The organism is Burkholderia reimsis (assembly GCF_003294055.1).
Classification (GTDB): domain Bacteria; phylum Pseudomonadota; class Gammaproteobacteria; order Burkholderiales; family Burkholderiaceae; genus Burkholderia; species Burkholderia cepacia.
Genome location: NZ_QMFZ01000002.1, coordinates 360,242 through 381,363, shown reverse-complemented (window position 1 = coordinate 381,363; position 21,122 = coordinate 360,242). Strand labels below are relative to the sequence as shown.

At 67.4% G+C, this 21,122-nt stretch carries 16 protein-coding genes; 5 read left to right on the top strand and 11 right to left on the bottom strand.

The genetic code is table 11. The features are described from left to right. Positions 1-10: 10 nt before the first annotated feature. The 4 genes from prpF to prpB form a co-directional block, all read right to left on the bottom strand. Positions 11-1,204 carry a 2-methylaconitate cis-trans isomerase PrpF gene (gene prpF / locus DPV79_RS04640; RefSeq protein WP_113044891.1) on the bottom strand — a complete coding sequence of 398 codons (1,194 nt, stop codon included), beginning with the start codon at positions 1,202-1,204 and terminating at the stop codon, positions 11-13. A 26-nt stretch (positions 1,205-1,230) separates the two neighbouring features. After that, complete coding sequence (acnD, locus tag DPV79_RS04635) at positions 1,231-3,825, bottom strand: Fe/S-dependent 2-methylisocitrate dehydratase AcnD (protein WP_113044890.1); 2,595 nt, start codon at positions 3,823-3,825, stop codon at positions 1,231-1,233. A gap of 82 nt (positions 3,826-3,907) precedes the next feature. Next, positions 3,908-5,080 (bottom strand): bifunctional 2-methylcitrate synthase/citrate synthase, encoded by a 1,173-nt coding sequence (gene prpC, locus DPV79_RS04630; protein WP_031400290.1) that lies wholly within the window; start codon positions 5,078-5,080, stop codon positions 3,908-3,910. Between the two features lie 115 nt (positions 5,081-5,195). Further along, complete coding sequence (gene prpB, locus DPV79_RS04625; protein WP_048023832.1) at positions 5,196-6,089, bottom strand: methylisocitrate lyase; 894 nt, start codon at positions 6,087-6,089, stop codon at positions 5,196-5,198. A 170-nt stretch (positions 6,090-6,259) separates the two neighbouring features. Between prpB and prpR the strand changes: the two genes are divergently transcribed. Beyond that, positions 6,260-8,242 carry a propionate catabolism operon regulatory protein PrpR gene (prpR, locus tag DPV79_RS04620; protein WP_113044889.1) on the top strand — a complete coding sequence of 661 codons (1,983 nt, stop codon included), beginning with the start codon at positions 6,260-6,262 and terminating at the stop codon, positions 8,240-8,242. Between the two features lie 47 nt (positions 8,243-8,289). Here prpR and DPV79_RS04615 read toward each other — a convergent pair whose 3' ends face one another. Beyond that, on the bottom strand, positions 8,290-8,931 hold the full coding sequence (locus DPV79_RS04615) for a CGNR zinc finger domain-containing protein (RefSeq protein WP_059676639.1): 642 nt from the start codon (positions 8,929-8,931) through the stop codon (positions 8,290-8,292). Positions 8,932-9,184: 253 nt separating this feature from the next. Here DPV79_RS04615 and DPV79_RS04610 point away from each other — a divergent pair, with 253 nt between their 5' ends. Continuing rightward, on the top strand, positions 9,185-9,568 hold the full coding sequence (locus DPV79_RS04610) for a VOC family protein (RefSeq protein WP_059812065.1): 384 nt from the start codon (positions 9,185-9,187) through the stop codon (positions 9,566-9,568). Positions 9,569-9,757: 189 nt separating this feature from the next. Here the strand turns inward: DPV79_RS04610 and DPV79_RS04605 are convergent, their stop codons facing one another. Continuing rightward, positions 9,758-10,606: an ureidoglycolate lyase gene (locus tag DPV79_RS04605; RefSeq protein WP_059487600.1), complete on the bottom strand. Its 849-nt coding sequence runs from the start codon at positions 10,604-10,606 to the stop codon at positions 9,758-9,760. A gap of 665 nt (positions 10,607-11,271) precedes the next feature. Between DPV79_RS04605 and DPV79_RS04595 the strand changes: the two genes are divergently transcribed. Beyond that, entirely contained in the window at positions 11,272-12,093 is an 822-nt protein-coding gene (locus DPV79_RS04595) for an IclR family transcriptional regulator (RefSeq protein WP_042975150.1), read from the top strand. Between the two features lie 201 nt (positions 12,094-12,294). Further along, the gene (locus DPV79_RS04590; protein WP_042975149.1) at positions 12,295-12,846 is read left to right on the top strand and encodes a hypothetical protein; all 552 of its coding nucleotides are present in this window, start codon (positions 12,295-12,297) and stop codon (positions 12,844-12,846) included. Between the two features lie 658 nt (positions 12,847-13,504). Here DPV79_RS04590 and DPV79_RS04585 read toward each other — a convergent pair. The 5 genes from DPV79_RS04585 to DPV79_RS04565 all read right to left on the bottom strand — a co-directional run bounded on the left by DPV79_RS04585 (position 13,505) and on the right by DPV79_RS04565 (position 19,263). Next, on the bottom strand, positions 13,505-15,862 hold the full coding sequence (locus tag DPV79_RS04585; protein ID WP_113044888.1) for a GNAT family N-acetyltransferase: 2,358 nt from the start codon (positions 15,860-15,862) through the stop codon (positions 13,505-13,507). 603 nt (positions 15,863-16,465) lie between these two features. After that, positions 16,466-16,765, bottom strand: a complete 300-nt coding sequence (locus DPV79_RS04580; RefSeq protein ID WP_027790329.1) for an H-NS histone family protein — start codon at positions 16,763-16,765, stop codon at positions 16,466-16,468. 103 nt (positions 16,766-16,868) lie between these two features. Continuing rightward, a complete protein-coding gene (locus DPV79_RS04575; RefSeq protein ID WP_048023821.1) occupies positions 16,869-17,141 on the bottom strand; it encodes a hypothetical protein in 273 nt (90 codons plus the stop codon). Between the two features lie 61 nt (positions 17,142-17,202). Then, the gene (locus DPV79_RS04570) at positions 17,203-17,730 is read right to left on the bottom strand and encodes a BON domain-containing protein (RefSeq protein ID WP_021159648.1); all 528 of its coding nucleotides are present in this window, start codon (positions 17,728-17,730) and stop codon (positions 17,203-17,205) included. A gap of 54 nt (positions 17,731-17,784) precedes the next feature. Further along, positions 17,785-19,263: a sigma-54 interaction domain-containing protein gene (locus DPV79_RS04565; protein ID WP_113044887.1), complete on the bottom strand. Its 1,479-nt coding sequence runs from the start codon at positions 19,261-19,263 to the stop codon at positions 17,785-17,787. Positions 19,264-19,589: 326 nt separating this feature from the next. On the opposite strand from DPV79_RS04565, the gene DPV79_RS04560 reads away from it, so the two are divergent. Beyond that, the gene (locus DPV79_RS04560) at positions 19,590-20,993 is read left to right on the top strand and encodes a GntP family permease (RefSeq protein WP_021159644.1); all 1,404 of its coding nucleotides are present in this window, start codon (positions 19,590-19,592) and stop codon (positions 20,991-20,993) included. Positions 20,994-21,122 lie beyond the last annotated feature (129 nt).

Here is a 21,122-nt window from a genome sequence, read left to right as displayed (position 1 = left end):
CCGGCCACGATCAGAACGCGTCGCCCGGCACCCGCACCCAGCCTTCCATCAGCACGCGCGCGCTGCGGCTCATGATCGCCTTGGTGACGGTCCACTCGCCGTTCTCCTGCTGCTGCGCTTCCGCGCCGACGCGCAGCGTGCCCGACGGATGCCCGAAGCGCACCGCGTTGCGTTCGCCGCCGCCCGCCGCCAGGTTGACGAGCGTGCCGGGAATCGCCGCGGCCGTGCCGATCGCGACCGCCGCCGTGCCCATCATCGCGTGATGCAGCTTGCCCATCGACATCGCACGCACGAGCAGGTCGACATCGCCCGCGTTCACGCGCTTGCCGCTCGACGCGACGTAGTCGGCCGGCTTCGCGACGAACGCGATCTTCGGCGTGTGCTGCCGCGTCGCGATTTCATCGAGCGTGTCGATCAGGCCCATGCGCAGCGCGCCGTGCGCGCGGATCGTCTCGAACTTCTCGAGCGCCTTCGCATCGCCGTTGATCGCGTCCTGCAGCTCGGTGCCCGTATAGCCGATCGCTTCCGCGTCGACGAAGATCGTCGGGATGCCCGCGTTGATCATCGTCGCCTTCAGCGTGCCGACGCCCGGCACCGCGAGATCGTCGACGAGGTTGCCGGTCGGGAACATCGACCCGCCCGCGCCTTCCTCCTCGGCGGCCGGGTCCATGAATTCGAGCTGCACTTCCGCGGCCGGGAACGTGACGCCGTCCAGTTCGAAGTCGCCCGTCTCCTGCACCGCGCCGTTCGTGATCGGCACGTGCGCCACGATCGTCTTGCCGATGTTCGCCTGCCAGATCCGCACGGTCGCGATGCCGTCGCGCGGCACGCGCGACGGATCGACGAGCCCGCCGCTGATCGCGAACGGGCCGACGGCCGCCGACAGGTTGCCGCAGTTGCCGGTCCAGTCGACGAACGCCTTGTCGATCGCGACCTGCCCGAACAGGTAGTCGACGTCGTGGCCGGGCCGCGTGCTCTTCGACACGATCACCGTCTTGCTGGTGGACGACGTCGCGCCGCCCATCCCGTCGATCTGCTTGCCGTACGGATCGGGGCTGCCGATCACGCGCAGCAGCAGCGCGTCGCGCGCGGCGCCCGGCGCCTGCGCGGCATCCGGCAGATCCTGCAGCCGGAAGAACACACCCTTGCTGGTGCCGCCGCGGATATAGGTCGCGGGAATCCTGATTTGAGGAATGTGAGCCATGTTTGCGTTATCCCTGTGTGCGCCCGTCAGGCCGCCTGCGACGATTCGAGGAAGTCCTGCGCGAAACGCTGCAGCACGCCGCCCGCCTCGTAGATCGACACTTCCTCCGCCGTATCGAGCCGGCACGTCATCGGCACCTCGACGCGCTCGCCGTTCTTGCGGTGAATCACGAGCGTCAGGTCGGCGCGCGGCGTGCGCTCGCCGATCACGTCGAAGGTTTCGGTGCCGTCGATGCCGAGCGTCGTCCGGTTCGTGCCGGGCTTGAACTCGAGCGGCAGCACGCCCATCCCGATCAGGTTCGTGCGGTGGATCCGCTCGAAGCCTTCGGCGGCGATCGCCTCGACGCCCGCGAGCCGCACGCCCTTCGCGGCCCAGTCGCGCGACGAGCCCTGGCCGTAGTCGGCGCCGGCCACGACGATCAGCGGCTGCTTGCGATTCATGTACGTCTCGATCGCTTCCCACATCCGCATGACCTTGCCTTCCGGCTCGACGCGCGCGAGCGAGCCCTTCTTCACCGCGCCGTCGACCACCGCCATCTCGTTGATCAGCGTCGGGTTCGCGAAGGTCGCGCGCTGCGCGGTCAGGTGGTCTCCCCGATGCGTCGCGTACGAGTTGAAGTCCTCTTCCGGCAGGCCCATCTTCGCGAGGTATTCGCCGGCCGCGCTGTCCAGCAGGATCGCGTTCGACGGCGACAGGTGGTCGGTCGTGATGTTGTCGCCGAGCACCGCGAGCGGGCGCATGCCCTGCAGCGTGCGTTCGCCGGCCAGCGCGCCTTCCCAGTACGGCGGGCGGCGGATGTACGTGCTCTGCGGGCGCCAGTCGTACAGCGGCGCCGCGCGCTCGCCCGCATCGGCGCTGCGCGCGAACATCGGTTCGTAGACCTTGCGGAACTGCTCGGGCTTCACGCTCGACGCGACGATCGCATCGATCTCCGCGTCGGTCGGCCAGATGTCCTTCAGCGTGACGGGCTTGCCGTCCTGATCGTGGCCGAGCACGTCCTTCTCGATGTCGAAGCGGATCGTGCCGGCGATCGCATACGCGACGACGAGCGGCGGCGACGCGAGGAACGCCTGCTTCGCATACGGATGAATGCGGCCGTCGAAGTTGCGGTTGCCGGACAGCACGGCCGTCGCGTACAGGTCGCGGTCGACGATCTCCTGCTGGATCTTCGGGTCGAGCGCGCCCGACATCCCGTTGCAGGTCGTGCACGCGAACGCGACGATGCCGAAGCCGAGCTTCTCGAGTTCGGGCAGCAGGTTCGCTTCTTCGAGGTACAGCTCGACCGCCTTCGAGCCCGGCGCGAGCGAGCTCTTCACCCACGGCTTGCGCGTGAGGCCGCGCGCATTCGCGTTGCGCGCGAGCAGGGCCGCCGCAATCACGTTGCGCGGGTTGCTGGTGTTCGTGCAGCTCGTGATCGCGGCGATGATCACCGCGCCGTCGGGCATCTCGCCCGCCTTCTCCTCCCACTGGCCGGCGATCCCGCGCGCGGCGAGGTCGGACGTCGGCAGCCGCTTGTGCGGGTTCGACGGGCCGGCCATGTTGCGCACGACGCTCGACAGGTCGAACGTCAGCGTGCGCTCGTACTGCGCATCGTTCAGCGTATCGGCCCACAGGCCCGCCGCCTTCGCGTAGGTCTCGACGAGCTTCACCTGCTCGTCGCTGCGGCCGGTGAGGCGCAGGTAGTCGGTCGTCTGGCCGTCGATGAAGAACATCGCGGCCGTCGCGCCGTATTCGGGCGCCATGTTCGAGATCGTCGCGCGATCGCCGAGCGTGAGGCTCGCCGCGCCTTCGCCACGGAATTCCAGATACGCGCCGACCACCTTTTCCTTGCGCAGGAATTCGGTCAGCGCGAGCACGATGTCGGTCGCGGTGATGCCGGGCTGGCGCTTGCCGGTCAGCTCGACGCCGACGATGTCGGGCAACCGCATCCACGACGCGCGACCCAGCATCACGTTCTCCGCTTCCAGCCCGCCGACGCCGATCGCGATCACGCCGAGCGCGTCGACGTGCGGCGTGTGGCTGTCGGTGCCGACGCAGGTGTCCGGGTACGCGACGCCGTCCTGCGCCTGGATCACCGGCGACATCTTCTCGAGGTTGATCTGGTGCATGATGCCGTTGCCCGGCGGGATCACGTCGACGTTCTCGAACGCCTTCTTCGTCCACTCGATGAAGTGGAAGCGATCCTCGTTGCGGCGATCCTCGATCGCGCGGTTCTTCGCGAACGCGTCCGGATCGAAGCCGCCGCACTCGACGGCGAGCGAGTGGTCGACGATCAGCTGCACGGGCACGACCGGGTTCACCTTCGCCGGGTCGCCGCCGCCATCGGCGATCGCGTCGCGCAGGCCCGCGAGGTCGACGAGCGCCGTCTGCCCGAGGATGTCGTGGCACACGACCCGCGCCGGGAACCACGGGAAGTCGCGTTCGCGCTTGCGCTCGATGATCTGCTTCAGCGAATCGGCGAGGATCGCCGGATCGCAGCGGCGCACGAGGTTTTCGGCGAGCACGCGCGACGTGTACGGCAGCGTGTCGTAGGCGCCGGGCGCGATCGCGTCGACCGCGGCGCGCGCGTCGAAATAGTCCAGCGACGTGCCGGGCAGGGGTTTGCGGTTGGCGGTATTCATGATGTGGGGCGGAATTCGGGGTAAGACGTTCCGCGCGCGCCGGCAGCCCGCATCACGGGCGCCGGCGCGCGCGGCGGGCGTTTCAGCGCTTCTCGATCGGCACGAACTGCAGGTCTTCCGGACCGGTGTAGTTCGCGCTCGGGCGGATGATCTTGTTGTCGATGCGCTGCTCGATGATGTGCGCGCTCCAGCCCGACGTGCGCGAAATCACGAACAGCGGCGTGAACATCGCGGTCGGCACGCCCATCATGTGATACGACACCGCGCTGAACCAGTCGAGGTTCGGGAACATCTTCTTCGCTTCCCACATCACCGATTCGAGGCGCTCGGCGATGTTGTACAGCTTCAGGTCGCCCGCTTCCTTCGACAGCTTGTGCGCGACGCCCTTGATCACCTTGTTGCGCGGATCGGAGATCGTGTAGACCGGGTGGCCGAAGCCGATCACCACTTCCTTGTTCTCGACGCGGCGGCGGATGTCGGCTTCGGCGTCGTCCGGCGAGCTGTAGCGGCTCTGGATTTCATACGCGACTTCGTTCGCGCCGCCGTGCTTCGGCCCGCGCAGCGCGCCGATCGCGCCGGTGATCGCCGAGTAGATGTCCGAACCCGTGCCCGCGATCACGCGGCCGGTGAACGTCGACGCGTTGAATTCGTGCTCCGCGTACAGGATCAGCGACGTGTGCATCGCCTCGACCCACGACTTCGACGGCGTCTTGCCGTGCAGCAGGTGCAGGAAGTGGCCGCCGATCGAGTCGTCGTCGGTTTCCGTCTCGATGCGCTTGCCGTTGTGCGAGAAGTGATACCAGTACAGCAGCATCGAACCGAGCGATGCCATCAGGCGGTCGGCGATGTCGCGCGCGCCCGGCAGGTTGTGGTCGTCCTTCTCCGGCAGCACGGTGCCGAGCACCGACACGCCCGTGCGCATCACGTCCATCGGGTGCGCGGACGCCGGGATCTGCTCGAGCGCGGCCTTCAGCGCGTTCGGCAGGCCGCGCAGCGCGCGCAGCTTGGTCTTGTACGCAGCCAGTTCGGTCAGGTTCGGCAGCGTGCCGTGAACGAGCAGGTGCGCGATTTCCTCGAATTCGCACGACTCGGCGACGTCGAGAATGTCGTAGCCGCGATAGTGCAGGTCGTTGCCGGTCTTGCCGACCGTGCACAGCGCCGTGTTGCCGGCCGTCACGCCCGACAGCGCCACCGACTTCTTCGGCTTGAATGCGCCTGCGGCGGCCGGTGCTGCTGCGTCTTTCGTCTCGCTCATCTTTCCGTTCTCCAATATGTATCGGGGGTGTCATGTCCGCCGGGCGCGGCACGGGTGCGCGCGGCCCGGTTTCATGCAAGTCGTTCCGGGAATCGTGCCCGGCACGCGGGCCGCGTTACTTCTTGCCCTGCGCGAACAGTTCGTCGAGCTTGCGCTCGTATTCGTGATAACCGAGGAAGTCGTACAGCTCGGCGCGCGTCTGCATGGTCGGCACGGCCGCCTTCTGCGTGCCGTCGCGACGCACCGTCTCGTAGAAATTCAGCGCGGCCTTGTTCATCGCGCGATACGCGCCGCAGCAGTACAGCGCGATGTCGACGTTCGCCTCGCGCAGTTCGTCGGTGGTGAAGAACGGCGTCGAACCGAACTCGGTCAGGTTCGCGAGGATCGGCACCTTCACGGCCGCCTTGAAGCGGCGATAGTCGTCGAGCGTCTTCATCGCTTCCGGGAAGATCATGTCCGCGCCGGCTTCGACGTAAGCCACCGCGCGCTCGATCGCCGAGTCGATCCCTTCGGCCGCGGCCGCGTCGGTGCGCGCCATGATCACGAACTGGTCGTCGGTGCGGGCATCGACCGCGGCCTTGATGCGGTCGGCCATTTCGTCGGTCGGCACGACTTCCTTGCCCGGACGGTGGCCGCAGCGCTTCTGGCCGACCTGGTCTTCCATGTGCACGGCCGCGACGCCGGCCTTGATGAACGAGCGCACCGTGCGCCCGATGTTGAACGCGCCGCCCCAGCCCGTGTCGATGTCGACCAGCAGCGGCAGGTCGGTCGCGTTGGTGATCCGGTTCGCGTCGATCAGCACGTCTTCCATCGTGCTGATGCCGAGGTCGGGGATCCCGAGCGAGTTCGCGGCGACGCCGCCGCCCGACAGGTACACGGCCTTGAAGCCGACGGCCTGCGCCATCTTGGCCGCGTACGCGGTGATCGCGCCGACCACCTGCAGCGGCTGCTCCGCCGCGACTGCCGCGCGGAACTTCGCGCCGGCGCTCTGAAGATGCGTATTGCTCATGAACGGCCTCCTGATGGAATGCCTGATAACAGCAAGGACCGGGCCAGCCCGCGGAATGTCGCTAACCCACTGATTCTTAAGCAACCGGCACGGGCGATGCGGCACCCGGCGATTTCAATTCAGCAATTTCAAGTTTCAAAAATGAAATCTCGCGCGCATAATCGACCGTCATGGACCTCTCCTCGACCAAGCCCGTCGGCCCGGCGGATCGCGCGGCACGCCCGCGCATCTGGGCGATGGGCATCAGCCGCCTGCGCGAACTCTTTCGCGAGATCGCCGGCGAATTCGACGAACGCGCCGACGTGCGCATCGTGACGCGCGCCTATGAGGATGCGCTCAGCGCGATCGCCGAGGCCGGCACCGCGCGGCCCGACGTGATCGTCGCGGCCGGCTCGAACGGCGGCTTCCTGAAGACGCGTGCGCAGGTGCCCGTGGTGGTCGTGTCGCCGACCGGCTTCGACGTGATGCAGGCGCTCGCGCGCGCCCGGCGCGACGCGTCGCGGATCGCGCTCGTCAGCGCCGGCGAAACGCCGCCCGAAGTGCGCCGTTTCGTCGCCGCATACGGCCTCGACGTGCAGTTTGCGTCATATCAGACCGCGCAGGAAGCGGAAGCCTGCGTGCACGAGCTGCGCGACCGCGGCATCGAGACGATCGTCGGCCCCGGCCTCGTCACCGATCTCGCGGCCAGCGCCGGCATGGGCGCGGTGTTCCTGTATTCGCACGCGTCGGTGCGCAAGGCCGTCGATACGGCGCTCGAAGTCGCGTACGCGACGCATGCCGAGGCGTTCCGCCGCCAGCGGCTCGACAACCTGCTCCAGCACCTGCGCGACGGCGTGGTCGCGCTCGACGCGCGCGGCCGCGTGGAGGCGATCAACGAGCGGCTCGCGTCGGCGCTCGGGGTCGAACCCGCGGCGGCCGTCGGCCGCGCGCTCGTCGACCTGCGGCCCGAACTGCGCACGCTGCGCGGCGAGGACGGCGACGCGCTCGCGACCGTGCGCGGCGTGCGCTACGTCGTGCATCGCGGGCCGCTGGTCGATCGCGGCGTCACGTCGGGCAGCGTGCTGACGTTCCAGGAATCGCGCGCGGTCGAACGCCTCGACCGCGCACTGCGTTCGCAGCCCACCACGCAGCAGTTCGCGGCGCGCTACGCGCTCGACGACGTGGTCGGCGCATCGGCGCCGATGGCGCGCGTGCGCGATCTCGTGCGCCGCTACGCGAAATCCGACGCGACCGTGCTCGTGCTCGGCGAAAGCGGCACCGGCAAGGAAATGATCGCGCAGAGCCTGCACGCGCTGTCCGCGCGGCGCAGCTACCCGTTCGTCGCGGTCAATTGCGGCGCGTTTCCGGAGGCGTTGCTCGAAAGCGAGCTGTTCGGCTATGAGGAAGGCGCATTCACCGGTGCGCGGCGCGGCGGCAAGACCGGCCTGTTCGAAGCCGCACACCGCGGCACGCTGTTTCTCGACGAGATCGGCGAGATGCCGCCGTCGCTGCAGAGCCGGCTGCTGCGCGTGCTGCAGGAGCGCGAGGTAATCCGCCTCGGCTCGACCGAGCCGATCCGCATCGACGTGCGCGTGATCGCCGCGACGCACCGTCCGCTGCTCGCCGCCGTCGAGGCCGGCACGTTCCGCGCGGATCTCTATTACCGGCTCAACATCCTGAACGTCGGCCTGCCGCCGCTGCGCGAGCGCGCCGCCGACATCCCGGCGCTCGCGGCCACGCTGCTCGTGCAGGCCGCACGACGCGAACCGCGGCTCACCGAGCGCCTGCGCGACGCCGACGATGCCGCGCGCGTGCTCGGCGCGACACAGGCCGTGCTCGCGCGCTACCGGTGGCCCGGCAACGTACGCGAACTGCAGAACGTGATCGAGCGGATCGCGGTGGAGCTGGCCGAGGAAGCCGACGAAAACGACCCGGCCGCCGCCTGCGGCACGCTCGATCCCGACGCGCTGCAGGCGATCGCGCCCGAGTTGTTCGCGGCCCCGCCCGACGCGGCCGACGCCGACGATGTGCAGACGCTGCACGCACGCCGCCGTCGTGCGGAAGCCGACGAGATCCGCGCGGTACTCGACGCGTGCGGCGGCGACCGCGATCGCGCATGCGCGATGCTCGGCATCAGCAAGACGACGCTGTGGCGGAAGTTGTCGGTGAAATAGGCAGGCCGGATGCGGCGCGCCGGCGCGCGCCTGCGTAACGAGGAACGTCAGTCGACCTTGTGATAGTGGCGATACGCCTTCGCGCGATTGCCGCACGACGACATCGAACACCAGCGGCGGCTACCGTTCTTGCTGTCGTCGATGAACAGCCACTGGCAGGCGTCGTTCGCGCAACGCTTGACCTTCGCGAGCCGCGCTCCGCCAAGCAGGTCGATCGCCGACCACAGTACCGGGCTCAGCAGCGCCTCGAGCGTGGCGCCCGCGCCGCCGATCCGCCACGCATAGGCGCCGTCGATGCGCGCCAGCGCAACGCGCGGCGCCGCTTCCGCCAGGAAGCCGCCGAGCAGCGCCAGATCGTCGGCGTGCGGCTCGCGCTGCTCGGCCTGCGCATGAAACAACCGATAAAGCGCCTCGCGCAGTGCGAGCGCGCGCGCGAGCATCGCCGGCTCGTCATCCTTGTCCCGCACCCGACACGCGTCGGCCAGGCCGGCCGGTACGCCCGCCTGCTCGCGGCACCACGTCAACAGGTCGTCCAGCGTCCCGAAGGTCTCCGTCGGCGTGTCGGCGCCGCGCCAGTACAGCGTATTCGCGAAATCGATGCTCAGCGTTTCCGGCGGCGCCGGAATCAGGCAGTCCGTCGTGACGGAAGGTTGCGTTTTGCTCATGACGCGATCGTATCTAACCAGCATGCCGGTTGACAAGCATCCGGACGCTTTCTAACATAACCGGCATGGTGGTTAAAAAACGGTTGGCTGCACTGCGCCCTTTCAGTTCAAGGAGACACAGATGATCGATCGCCTTTTTTTCAGCGTTATCCACAACGACCGCAGCCGGGTGTTCGACGACAGCGCACCCGGCGCGCTCCGCTACAAGCGGCTGGCATGGTGCTTGTAGGCAGGTTTGCCGTACTGACGTCCCCTCTTCAGTTCAAGGAGCCCACAGATGATCGATCACCTTTCCTTCGGCGTCGCCCACATCGGCCGCAGCCGCACGTTCTACGACAGCACGCTCGGCGCGCTCGGCTACAAGCGGCTGTATAGCGACGACGGCTCGATCGGGTACGGCGAGACCGAGCCGGTGCTGTGGTTGCAGCATGCGGTTCGCCCCATCGCCGCCGATCCCGACTCCGGGCTGCACCTGTCGTTCAAGGCCGCGTCGCCCGTCGAGGTCGACGCGTTCTACCGCGCCGCGCTCGAGCACGGCGGCCAGGACAACGGCGGGCCCGGCAAGCGCGAGCACTACGGCCCCGGCTATTACGCGGCGTTCGTCGTCGATCCCGACGGATATCGGCTCGAAGCCCATTGCGAGCTGGACAACGTCGTCTGATCCGGTTCGCACCGACGCGGGTGAACGACAAGGGCCCGATTCCGCATCGCGCGGAATCGGGCCCTTGTCCTTGTTTATGCTGCATCGAGGTTCGGTCGCGACGCTCGCCGCAGGCAAACACGCCGATGCCGGGCGGCGCGGCCGGCTCGCGGCTGATTGCCCCGCGATCCGCCCGCACCGGGCACGCGCTTACTGCGCGTTGCGCGTGCTCTGCAACTGCTCGCCGAGCCCGTCGATCCCGAGGCGTACCTTCTGGCCGGCCTTCAGGAACACCGGCGACGGCTTGATGCCCATCCCGACGCCGGGCGGCGTGCCCGTCGTGATTACGTCGCCCGGCTGCAGCGTCATGCAGCTCGACAGATAGGCGATCAGCTGCGCGACGGTGAACACCATCGTGCGCGTGTTGCCGTTCTGATAGCGGTGGCCGTCGACCTCGAGCCACAGGTCGAGACGCTGCGGATCGGGCACCTCGTCACGCGTGACGAGCCACGGACCGATCGGGCCGAACGTGTCGAAGCCCTTGCCTTTGTCCCACTGGCCGCCGCGCTCGATCTGCCATTCGCGCTCCGACACGTCGTTGACGACGCAGTAGCCCGCGACGTAATCGAGCGCGCGCGCTTCGTCGACATCCTTGCAGGTCGCGCCGATCACGACGCCCAACTCGACTTCCCAGTCCGTCTTGACCGAACCCTTCGGGATGTCGATACCGTCGTTCGGGCCGCAGATCGAGCTCGTCCACTTGCCGAACACGACGGGCTCCTTCGGCACCGGCATGCCGGCTTCGGCCGCGTGATCGGCATAGTTCAGGCCGATACCGATGAACTTGCCGACATGGCCGACGCACGCGCCGATGCGCGGCTCGCCCGACACGAGCGGCAACGTGGCCGGATCGATTGCGCGCAGACGCGCAAGACCCGCGTCGGACAGCACATCGCCGGACAGATCCGGCACATGCGCCGACAGGTCGCGAATCCGGCCGTCCGCGTCGAGAATACCGGGCTTTTCCTGGCCGGACGGGCCATAGCGAAGCAGTTTCATCGTGCTCAACCTCTGTTGTCGAATGGGACAGGATACCGGCCAACGCGGCCCTTCGCGGCCGCGTGCCGGACTGATTGTCGATCGTCGATTGCGCGCGTCGGCGCCGCATCCGGCATGCCGTTCGACGCGCGAGGGTCGCGCGGGCGCAGCGATCGTGGCGCCACACGGAAGTATGGCGCGCATCGAACGGGCGGCCGCCGGTCTGCGCATCGGCGACGACGGCCCGGCACCCGCGACATGGCCCGGCCCGTACCGGCCGGCGTCACGCGCGGCCGCACCGTCGCTGGCCCGCCAGTCTTTGTACCATCGGCCGCGCACGATGAAATGACACGCGACGGATACCGACTATTGGTGCGCCCGCGGGCGCTGCGGCGCAGCATCGCGGATGGCGCCGCCGCCCGAGTTCCTTTCGAATACCTTGAACCGGTGCCACCTGTCATGAATACCGGGTATTCGGGGCTTCCCTGTCATCCTGAAAACGAATTGATCCGTTCTTGTCAGGTAACGATCGGTAAAAAGACGCTGCATTGCACACTAATTGTTTGTTGTTAAGCTCGACCGGATGGCGTGCGTCGCCACACGCGAGCCCGACACAGGCGAAGTGCAGAATCGGTCAGCGTGCGTCGCCAATCGATCGACAGTCATCCCCCAACCTCACACCGACAATGCAAACAACCAACGACCTGCTTCCCGGCTGCGACGCACGGGAATCGATGGGCGCAATCGACCGTTATCGCGCACCCGCGCTCGACAAGGGTCTCGACATCCTCGAACTCCTGTCGGAGCAGAAAGAAGGCCTCACCCGCACCGAAATCACGAAGGAACTCGGCCGCAACGCGAGCGAAATCTACCGGATGCTCGAACGCCTCGTCGCGCGCCGCTACGTGATGCGCTCGACCGGCGGCGACCGCTATACGCTCAGCCTCAAGCTGTTCTCGCTCGCGCACCGGCATCCGCCGATGAGCCGGCTGATCGCCGAGGCACTGCCGCCGATGCAGCGCTTCGCCGATTCCTCCGAACAATCGTGCCACCTGTCCGTCTACGATCGCGGCAACCTGCTCGTGATCGCGCAAGTCGACGGGCCCGGCCCGTGGGGGGTGTCGGTCCGGCTCGGCTCGCGCATCGGGCTCGCCGATACGGCATCGGGGCGGGTCATGCTGTCGTTCCAGGGCGCCGAGCAGCGCGCGCACATGCTCGCGGAGCACCGCAAGGTCAAGGGCGAAGCGCCGCTGAACGAGCAGGAACTCGCGTACGCGTGCCAGTCCATCCGGCAAGCCGGCTACCTGCGCCAGGACAGCCGCCAGGCGTACGGCGTGACCGACCTGACCGCGCCGATCCTCGGGCCGTCCGGCCATGCGATCGCGGTGCTGACCTGCCCGTACATGCGCCGGATCGATGCGCACATGGCGCCGTCGGTCGACGCGGTCGTCGAAGGGTTGCGCGAAACGGCCGCCCATCTGTCGATGTGCCGCGCCGAAACCTGCTGACATAGCCGACCCTGCCGACACGCAGGCTCGTCGGAACGCACCGGGTACGGCGCGATCGCGCCGATCCCGGCCGCCCACGATCACGCCGGTGCGAAGCGCGAGGCGCGACGGACGGTGCCATATCGTGCGTCCACGGCGCTACGCTAAAATAGCGGCCCTCTCAAAAACTACGGCGGCCGGTTGTCGCGGCCGTCGTGTCCGATGGATGTCATGGCCAAACTTCTGAACGATCAAGAATTCCAGCGTTTCTCCGAACTTCAGCAGAAGCAGGCAAGCTTCACGATCACGCCCGAGGAGGCGGACGAACTGCGCGATATCGTCGCGCGCGCGCAGAAGAAGCGCGACGATCGTGCCGCCGCGATGCAGGCGATCGAGAACTACATCGAGCAGTTCGACATCACGCCCGACGAGCTCTTCTCGCCCGAGCAGATCGGCGACGCGGCCCGCACCTACGGGCTCATCACGGCGACCAAGAAGGAACGCACGCTGCCGCCGACGATCACGTTCAACGGCAAGCCGTACCAATGGACCAAGACGCTTCCGGACGACGTGCGCGGCGCGCTGTTCGAAGCATTCACGTCCGGCGAATCGGTCAAGCGCTTCATCGCGATGCCGAAGGACATCGCGCGCTGCGCACTGACGATCGCCCGCCTCGAGCGCGAAACCGGCGCCGTCTATGCCGATCCGCACCTCGAGGAACTCGCGATTTCGCGTGACCAGGTGAACGACGCGGCGGCGAAACTCGCTGCCTGAATGTAAGTGCGGGCACGGTTCATGCGTGCCCGCGCCCTGCATGACGCCGACCTTGGCCGGCGTTGCGCTTGCGCAAGCCGTGCGTCCGGACACTCCCGAAAAGTCTCACCTTGGCGTCCCGCAAGCGCTCACCCGCCCCTCCCGAAAAAGCTCACCAAGGCTCCCGGAAACTCTCACCGAAGCCTCCCGGATGTGCTCACCGACACGTCCCGCAGCCCCTCACCGATGCGCCCCGGAAAGGCTCACCGACGCCTCCCGCAGGTACTCACCGGCCACTCCCGGGAAGGCTCACCGAATGCTCCCGTATCGGCTCACCTCGACCATCCCGGAGAAGCTCACCGGCGGCTCCTGAAAAATCTCACCTTTTGGGTAGACTCGAATTTTCGAGGCTCAAATACAGCGGCAAATACGTGTGGGTACCTCGCGGAAAACTGTTACGCGGGACCGATATCGCGGTAAACGAAACGCGTCTCGCGATACCTGCCGTATGCGCGTCGTTGTTTCCATCGCGAACAGGCAGCGACACGTTCGCCGTTGTTTCGCTCACAAGACCGGTTCGAATGCCCGGCATTCGTGACCGGAAACATCCGCAGCGTGCCGGGAAGCCGGGGACATCGACGGCATATGGCGTCCGTACGCGCCGAGCCGCAGACGGACGCTACGGCTGCAGCTTCATCCTGAAGCCGACGACACCGGGCTCCTCCGTCGTCGACACGGCGAAACCGCACGACTTCGCAAGCGCGATCATCGCCGAGTTCTCGCGCAGCGCCTCGCCGATCATCCATGCGGTTCCGCGCGAACGCGCGTAGTCGATGATCCGGTTCATCATCAGCCGGCCAAGCCCCTTGCCCTTCTGGTCGGGTCGTACCGCGATCGCGAACTCCGCCGTCTCGTTGTCGGGATCGGCCACCGCGCGCGCCACCGCGAGCGTGTGGTCGCGCCCGGACACATCGGTGAACGACACGATGAAGGCCATCTCACGGTCGTAATCGATCTGCGTCATGCGCGCCACCTGCGAATGATCGAAGCTGCGCACCGCACCGAAGAATCGCATCCGCAGATCGTCCGGCGTCATCGCGCCGAGCAGCTCGTTGTGCGCGGCCTCGTCTTCCGGACGGATCGGGCGGATCGTCACCGTCTCGCCGCGCCACTCGAGCGTCTGTTCGAGGTGGCGCGGATACGGCATGATCGCGAGCCGGCTGCGGCCCGTGGCCAGCGTGATACGCGGTGCGATCACTTGCGCACGGTCGGACAGCACGCGCAGCGTAACCGACATCGCAACGACTTCACGCACGTCGCAGACGACCTGCGACAGCGCCGTCAATGCGTCGAGCGTCGGCTCGACGGGTGTGCGGCGTGCATACGGCGAGCGTTCCATCACCGCGCGGGCGAGCACGGTGTTCAGCGGCGGCAGGCCATAGACGACGAACGGCGCCGATACGCCGTCCGCGGGCGGCACGGCATAACGAAACACCGGGCCGAAGTTTGCATCGTCGTACATGTCGACCGTGACATCGACGACTTTCGTGCCGGCCGGCTCGGCGGCCTGCTCGCCCTGCAGGCCGAAACGGGACAGCCAGCCCAGCGCGGCTTCGCCGGTCAGCTCATGCTCGCCGGCTTCGACCATCCGGCGCGCGTCGGCCTGTGCGGATGCAACGCACTCGGCCGGCTGCAGCGGCGTGCCCTCGGGCGTTTGCATCAGCAGTTGCCGCCCGAGGTTGTAGTCGACGAGACGCGCATACGCGCGTGCGAGCCGCTGCGGCGTGGTGTGCACGGGAATGCCGTTCGCATGCAATGCATCGCGCGTCGCCGCGTCGACCGCGCCGAAGAAACACGCGAGGATGCCGCGATGCGCGTGCTGCCGCGCTTCGATCAGCGTGTGCGCAACCGCATCGGCCGGCGCGCTGTGGGAAGTCGAATGGACGACGAACAGCGTGCCCGTTTGCGGGAACGGCGCAAGCGCCTTGACCGCCGCGGCAAAATGCTCGGGCCGCGCATCGTCGCCCAGCGTCAGCGGATTGCCGGGCGATGCGAGATGCGGCAGCGCGGCCGAGACGGCCGACGTGGCGGCGGGCGGCCAGGCGGCCAGTACGTCGCGCACTTCGGACACCGCGTCGACCGCGAGTTTCGCGACCCCCGCATCGCTCGTCACGAGCGTGGCCGCGCCGCGCGCCGTGACGCGGCCGACGCCGAGCGTCTCGATCTCGTCGAGCAGATCGTCGAGCGCATCGACCCGCACCATCCCCGCGCGCTGGAACGCCGCCGTATAGAGCGCGTCGCCGGGATCGGCGCGCCCGGTGCGCAATGCGAGCACCGGCTTGTTGCGCGCGGCCGCGCGGGCGGCAGACATGAACTTGCGCGCCGCGCGCACGGTATCGAGTTCGAGCAGGATCGCGCGCGTGCCGGGGTCGCTCGCGAGATAGTCGAGCACGTCGCCCGCATCGACGTCGGACTCGCCGCCGAGCGCGACGACATGTGAAAACCCGAGGCCCCGTGCGTCGGCCCAGCCGAGCACCGCGTTCGTCAGCGCGTTCGATTGCGACACCCACGCGACACCGCCGGATCGCGCCGTATAGGCCGGCGCGCCGAAATGGGCATGCCGTGCGGGCGACAGCACGCCGAGGCTGCCCGGCCCGACGATACGGAGCACGAACGGCTTCGCCGCCTTCAGTGTGCGATCGAGCGCGGCGCGATCGGCATCCGTGCGCGCCTCGCCGACGATCACCGCCACGCGCGTGCCGAGCTCGCCGAGCTTGCGCACGATGCCGGCCCAGGTCGCGGGCGGCGTGCAGATCACGGCAACCGACGGCGGTGCGGGCAACCGGTCGACATCGGCAACGACCGCATGCCCGTGCAGGTCACGATACTTCGGATTGACGGGCCACACGGGCCCCTGGAACGCGCCGTCGAGCACGCGCGACCACACCATCGCGCCGATACTGCCCGCGCGCGACGACGCGCCGACGACCGCAACGGACTTGGGCTGGAACAACGCATCGAGATGGCGAACGGTCACATCGGCTCCCTGCGGTAACGAAAGACGACCCGATCGGCATGCGGCACGGACAGGCCGTACACCGATCGACGCGAACCCCAAGCATAGGCGAAGCGCATGCGGCTGCCTATATGCCGGACGGCCGACTATTCGACAGACGTCAACGCACGCACCATGGGCCTGTGACACGAGCACGAAAGCCGTCGCCGCACGCCGGGCGTCCACATTCGCTCGACGCGGGCGGCGTTCGCATTCGGCGCGCCGCTGTGTCCGCTTCGTCAAAGGTGAGGATTTACAGGAGCTATGGTGAGTAAATTCGGGAATTGCACGGCGCGACGCGCAAACACGCGAAAGGTGATCGGAATTCGCGGCGCGCGTGCACCGCGAGAATGGCGCGAGCCAATGCGGATATGCGGTGAAATTGCGGCGCTGTTTACCGAAAATCGCCGCGATATGCAGCCGAATCGCAGCGAATTCGCAAAACGGGATCCGTTAATTGCGCGGCATCGCAGTTCAATACGCCGTCGGGAATCGCGCCGGGAATGCACAAAAACAAAACGGTGCGACGGCCGCATGGCCGTTCGCACCGTCGGTCGGCACGCGAAAGGTGAGAATTTTCGGGAGTCAGTCCTTGATCAGGAAACGCGCGCGATTCTTGCCGAGCCACGTCGGCGACCGTCCGCGGCCACTCCACGTTTCACCCGTCTTCGGGTTCAGGTACTTCGGCGGCGACGTACGCTTCGGCTTCGCGGCGGCAGCCGCCGCCCCTGCCGCACGGAACCCGAGCTCTTCCGGCGTAATGTCGTATTCCTCGATTTTCGCGCGGATATCGGCAATCGCATCGGCAATCGCCTTTTCGCGTTCCTTGTCGATCTTTTGCTGAAGCCGTTCAAGCTGCGCGGTCAGTTGCCTGTAGGTCGCCATATGGATGGGACTCCGTGAGTGTTATTCGTGAAAAATAGGTGACTCTCAGCAAACAGAAAAGCGCTTCGCCCGATCGTGGTCTCCTCAGCCGGTTATTTCGAGGTCAATAACCGCTCTTTTTCTTGCACGCGAAGAGAAGATTTCGCGTGGCGTCATCGCTCGATTGCTGAAGCACTTCGAAATCCCCGTTGCAGATCGCCCGGGCGTTGTCCGTGCAATTGCTCCAGTCGCTGCCGGTGCATTGCACCTGGGTAGTCGGACGCCCGTCCGAAGTGAACAGCGGTGCGCTGCCGCCACACCCGCCGAGCCCGGCAACCAGACCCAGCACAACGGCCGCCCGAGGCCACCGACAGACCGACGCAAGCATGTGTTTCATTGTTCTTCCCGTCAACCTTTTTTTGAATGTCGCGAGTATGCCATGCGCGGCCCTTTCTCCGTCAGTCCGGCGTGCGCCCGGGTTGCCCGCGCGCCTTGTACGGCAAGCGCTTGCGCGGATCGTCGGTGATGCGAACGAACACCTGCTCGACGTCCGGAATCGCCTCGAGCTCACGTTGCAATGCCTGCCGGTCGAACGCCGTATCGGCACATCCTTCGACGTAGATGAAACGCCGCTGCACCGTGATCCACAGGCTCGTGCCATGCAGTCGATCGGAGCCGGCGAAGTGTGCCTTCACGGCGTCGGCGATCGGTGCGTCATACATGTAGGAGTTCGGCTTCGTGCAGCGGTGCGCGAGCCAGCACGTGGTGCCGCGTTCGGCACGGTAATGCGCGTCGTCCGTCATCTCGGCCCGGGTCATCCACGGGCCGAGCGGCAGCGGGCATTCGGCTACGTCCCGCGACAGCGCGATGAACGGATCGTTGTACCAGTTGCGCCGTGCCTCGGGGGCGTCGGCGTCGCCGGACTGCGCGAGCGCGGCGCTCGCCAGCAACAGCGTCAGCCATCCTGCGATGCCGATCCGTTTCATCGTGATCTCCTGTTCGATGCCGCACGTCCGGCCGCATCGGCCTTGCCGATCGGCCTACCGGTCGATGCCCAGCGCCGCCAGCTTCTTGTACAGTGTCGCGCGGCCGATCCTGATGCGCGCGGCCGCTTCCACCACCTTGCCGTCGCAAGCCGCGAGCGCATCGGTCAGGAACTGGCGCTCCCACGCCGCCAATGCATCGGCATACGACGCTGCCGGCGCAGCCCGCACTTCGCCCGCGCGCCGCTCGACCGTCTGCACAGCCACCGGCTGCGCCGGTACTGCGCCGTCCGTCGATACGCGCACCGGCCCAAGGAACGGCGCGAGCGCACGCGCATCGATCACCGACCGGTCCGACAGCATCAGCGCGCGCTCGAGCGTATTGCGCAACTCGCGCACGTTGCCCGGCCACGGATACGCACACAGCATCCGCAGCGCATCGTCGGTCAGCTCGCAATGGGCCGCGCGCCCGTGTTGCGCGGCCAGTTCCTCGAGGGTTGCGTAGACGAGCGCCGCGATGTCGGAGGCGCGCTCGCGCAGCGGCGGCGCGTGGATCGTCAGCACGTTCAGACGGTAATAGAGATCCGCGCGAAAACGCCCGGCCGCGACCAGCGCCGGCAGGTCGGCGCTCGTGGCCGCGATGATCCGGACGTCCGCGCGCACGATCCGGTTCGAGCCGACCGGCTCGAACTCCTTGTCCTGCAGCACGCGCAGCAGCTTGCCCTGCAGCGGCAGCGGCATGTCGCCGATCTCGTCGAGAAACAGCGTCCCGCGATCAGCCAGCTCGAACTTGCCGACGCGCCCCTTGCGGTCGGCGCCCGTGTAAGCACCGGGCGCGGCGCCGAAGAATTCGGTTTCGAGCAGCGTGTCGGGAATCGCGGCAACGTTGACGGTCACGAGCGGCTGGAGTGCGCGCGCCGACGCCGCGTGGATCGCATGCGCGAGCAGTTCCTTGCCGGTGCCCGTCTCGCCGAGCAGCAGCACCGGCGAATCGACCTGCGCGGCGCGGCGCGCCTGGCGCTTGGTTTCGAGACTCGCCGCACTCGTGCCGACGAAACTCGCGAACGTGTATTTCGCGCGGCGCGCCTGCGCGAGCGAACGCTGCGTCGCGATCAGTTGCTGCTGAAGCTGCGCGTAGCGGGAAAAGATCGGCGTGAGCGTCTTCAACTGGTCGAACAGCGCGAAGCCGATCGCGCCGACCGTCTCGCCGGCCTCGTTCTTCAGCGGCAGGCGCGTGACGACGAGCGGCTCGCGGCCCGTCTCCATGATGTCGAGCAGGATCGGCTGCCCGGTCGACACGACCTCGCGCATCAGGCTGTTCGGGATCACGGCCTCGCAGTCGAGGCCGACGGCCTGTTGCGGATCGGCGAAACCGAAGCGCGCCGCATATCGCTCGTTCATCCACACGACGCGTGCATCGCGATCGACGACCACCGTGCCCGCGCTCGAATCCTCGAAGGTCCGGAACAGCGACTCGGCGGCGCGCCGCAGCACGTCGCCGTAGTTGACGGGCAGGCGGGCCCAGTCGTTCATCATCGTGTCTTCGTCTCCGTGTATCGTCGACCGGCTGTCTCCGGAACGAGACGGATTATCTCACTCCGGAGACACGCTGCAATACGTTGTCGGGTAAAGCCCTGCACGATGTCGAGGCTTGGCCGGATAGCCAAAACGTCTCCGGATGGAGACGTTTTATGTAGAATCGTCAGACAACGACCGGCGCGGGCCCGCCGGTCCCCGGCGGACCCATGTCCGGCGGCGCTATCCGGCCGATGGCACGAAACCTGCACGAACCTGAGCTGGTCCGCGGCGCATCGCGCGATCGAACAACAACCAAAGCCATTCCAAGCTTTTAGGAGACTCCCTTGTCTTTCGTGATCGTCCTCGCCGCGCTGGCGTTCCTGATGTTCGCCGCGTATCGCGGCTACAGCGTGATCCTGTTCGCGCCGATCGCCGCGCTCGGCGCGGTGCTCCTGACCGAACCCGCCGCCGTCGCACCGGTCTTCTCCGGCATCTTCATGGAGAAGATGGTCGGTTTCGTCAAACTGTATTTCCCGGTGTTCATGCTCGGCGCGGTGTTCGGCAAGGTGATCGAACTCTCCGGGTTCTCCGAGTCGATCGTCCATGCGGCGATCCGCTACATCGGCCGCTCACGCGCGAATGCGGTGATCGTCGCGGTGTGCGCACTGCTCACCTATGGCGGCGTGTCGCTGTTCGTCGTGGTGTTCGCGGTCTATCCGTTCGCGGCCGAACTCTATCGCCAGAGCAACATCCCGAAACGGCTGATGCCCGGCGCGATCGCGCTCGGCGCGTTCTCGTTCACGATGGATTCGCTGCCCGGCACGCCACAGATTCAGAACATCATCCCGACCACGTTCTTCAAGACGACCGCCTGGGCCGCGCCCGCGCTCGGCACGATCGGCTCGCTGTTCATCATCGTCGTCGGCCTCACGTATCTCGAATGGCGCCGCCGTTCGGCGATGGCAAAGGGTGAAGGCTACGGCACGTCGCTCGTCAACGAACCGGAGCGCGTCGAGGCGAAGTCGCTGCCGAATCCCGCGCTCGCGATCCTGCCGCTGATCCTCGTCGGCGTGTCGAACTTCGCATTCACGAAGCTGATTCCGCAGTGGTACGGCGCCGCGTCGTACACGGTCGCGCCGGAAGTGCTGCCCGGCGTGCACGCGCCGGTCACGACGTCGATCAAGACCGTCGTCGCGATCTGGTCGGTCGAGGCTGCGCTGCTGCTCGGCATCGTGCTGGTCGTGCTGACCGCGTTCAAACGCGTCAGCGGGCGCTTCGCGGACGGCTCGAAGGCCGCCGTCGCCGGTGCACTGCTCGCCGCGATGAACACCGCGTCGGAGTACGGCTTCGGCGGCGTGATCGCGGCGCTGCCGGGCTTCCTCGTCGTCAGCGATGCCCTGAAGAGCATCCCGAACCCGCTCGTCAACGCGGCCGTGTCGGTCAGCTCGCTCGCCGGCATCACGGGCTCGGCGTCGGGCGGCATGAGCATCGCGCTCGCCGCGATGTCGGACCTGTTCATCAAGGGCGCGCAGGCCGCCAATATCCCGCTGGACGTGCTGCACCGGGTCGTCGCGATGGCGAGCGGCGGCATGGACACGCTGCCGCACAACGGCGCGGTGATCACGCTGCTCGCGGTCACGGGCCTCACGCACCGCGAGTCGTATCGCGACATCTTCGCGGTCACGATCATCAAGACGCTCGCGGTGTTCTTCGTGATCGCCGTGTACTACACGACGGGCCTCGTGTAATACCCCCGCATGCGGCGGCCCGTCTCCGGGCCGCTGCCCGCCGGCCGCCGGCCACGTCGCTGCGGCCGGCTTCTCCCCCGCTCCTCCCCTTTTTGCCGGGCACCGTCCAGGTGCGCGCGCCGGCCGCTC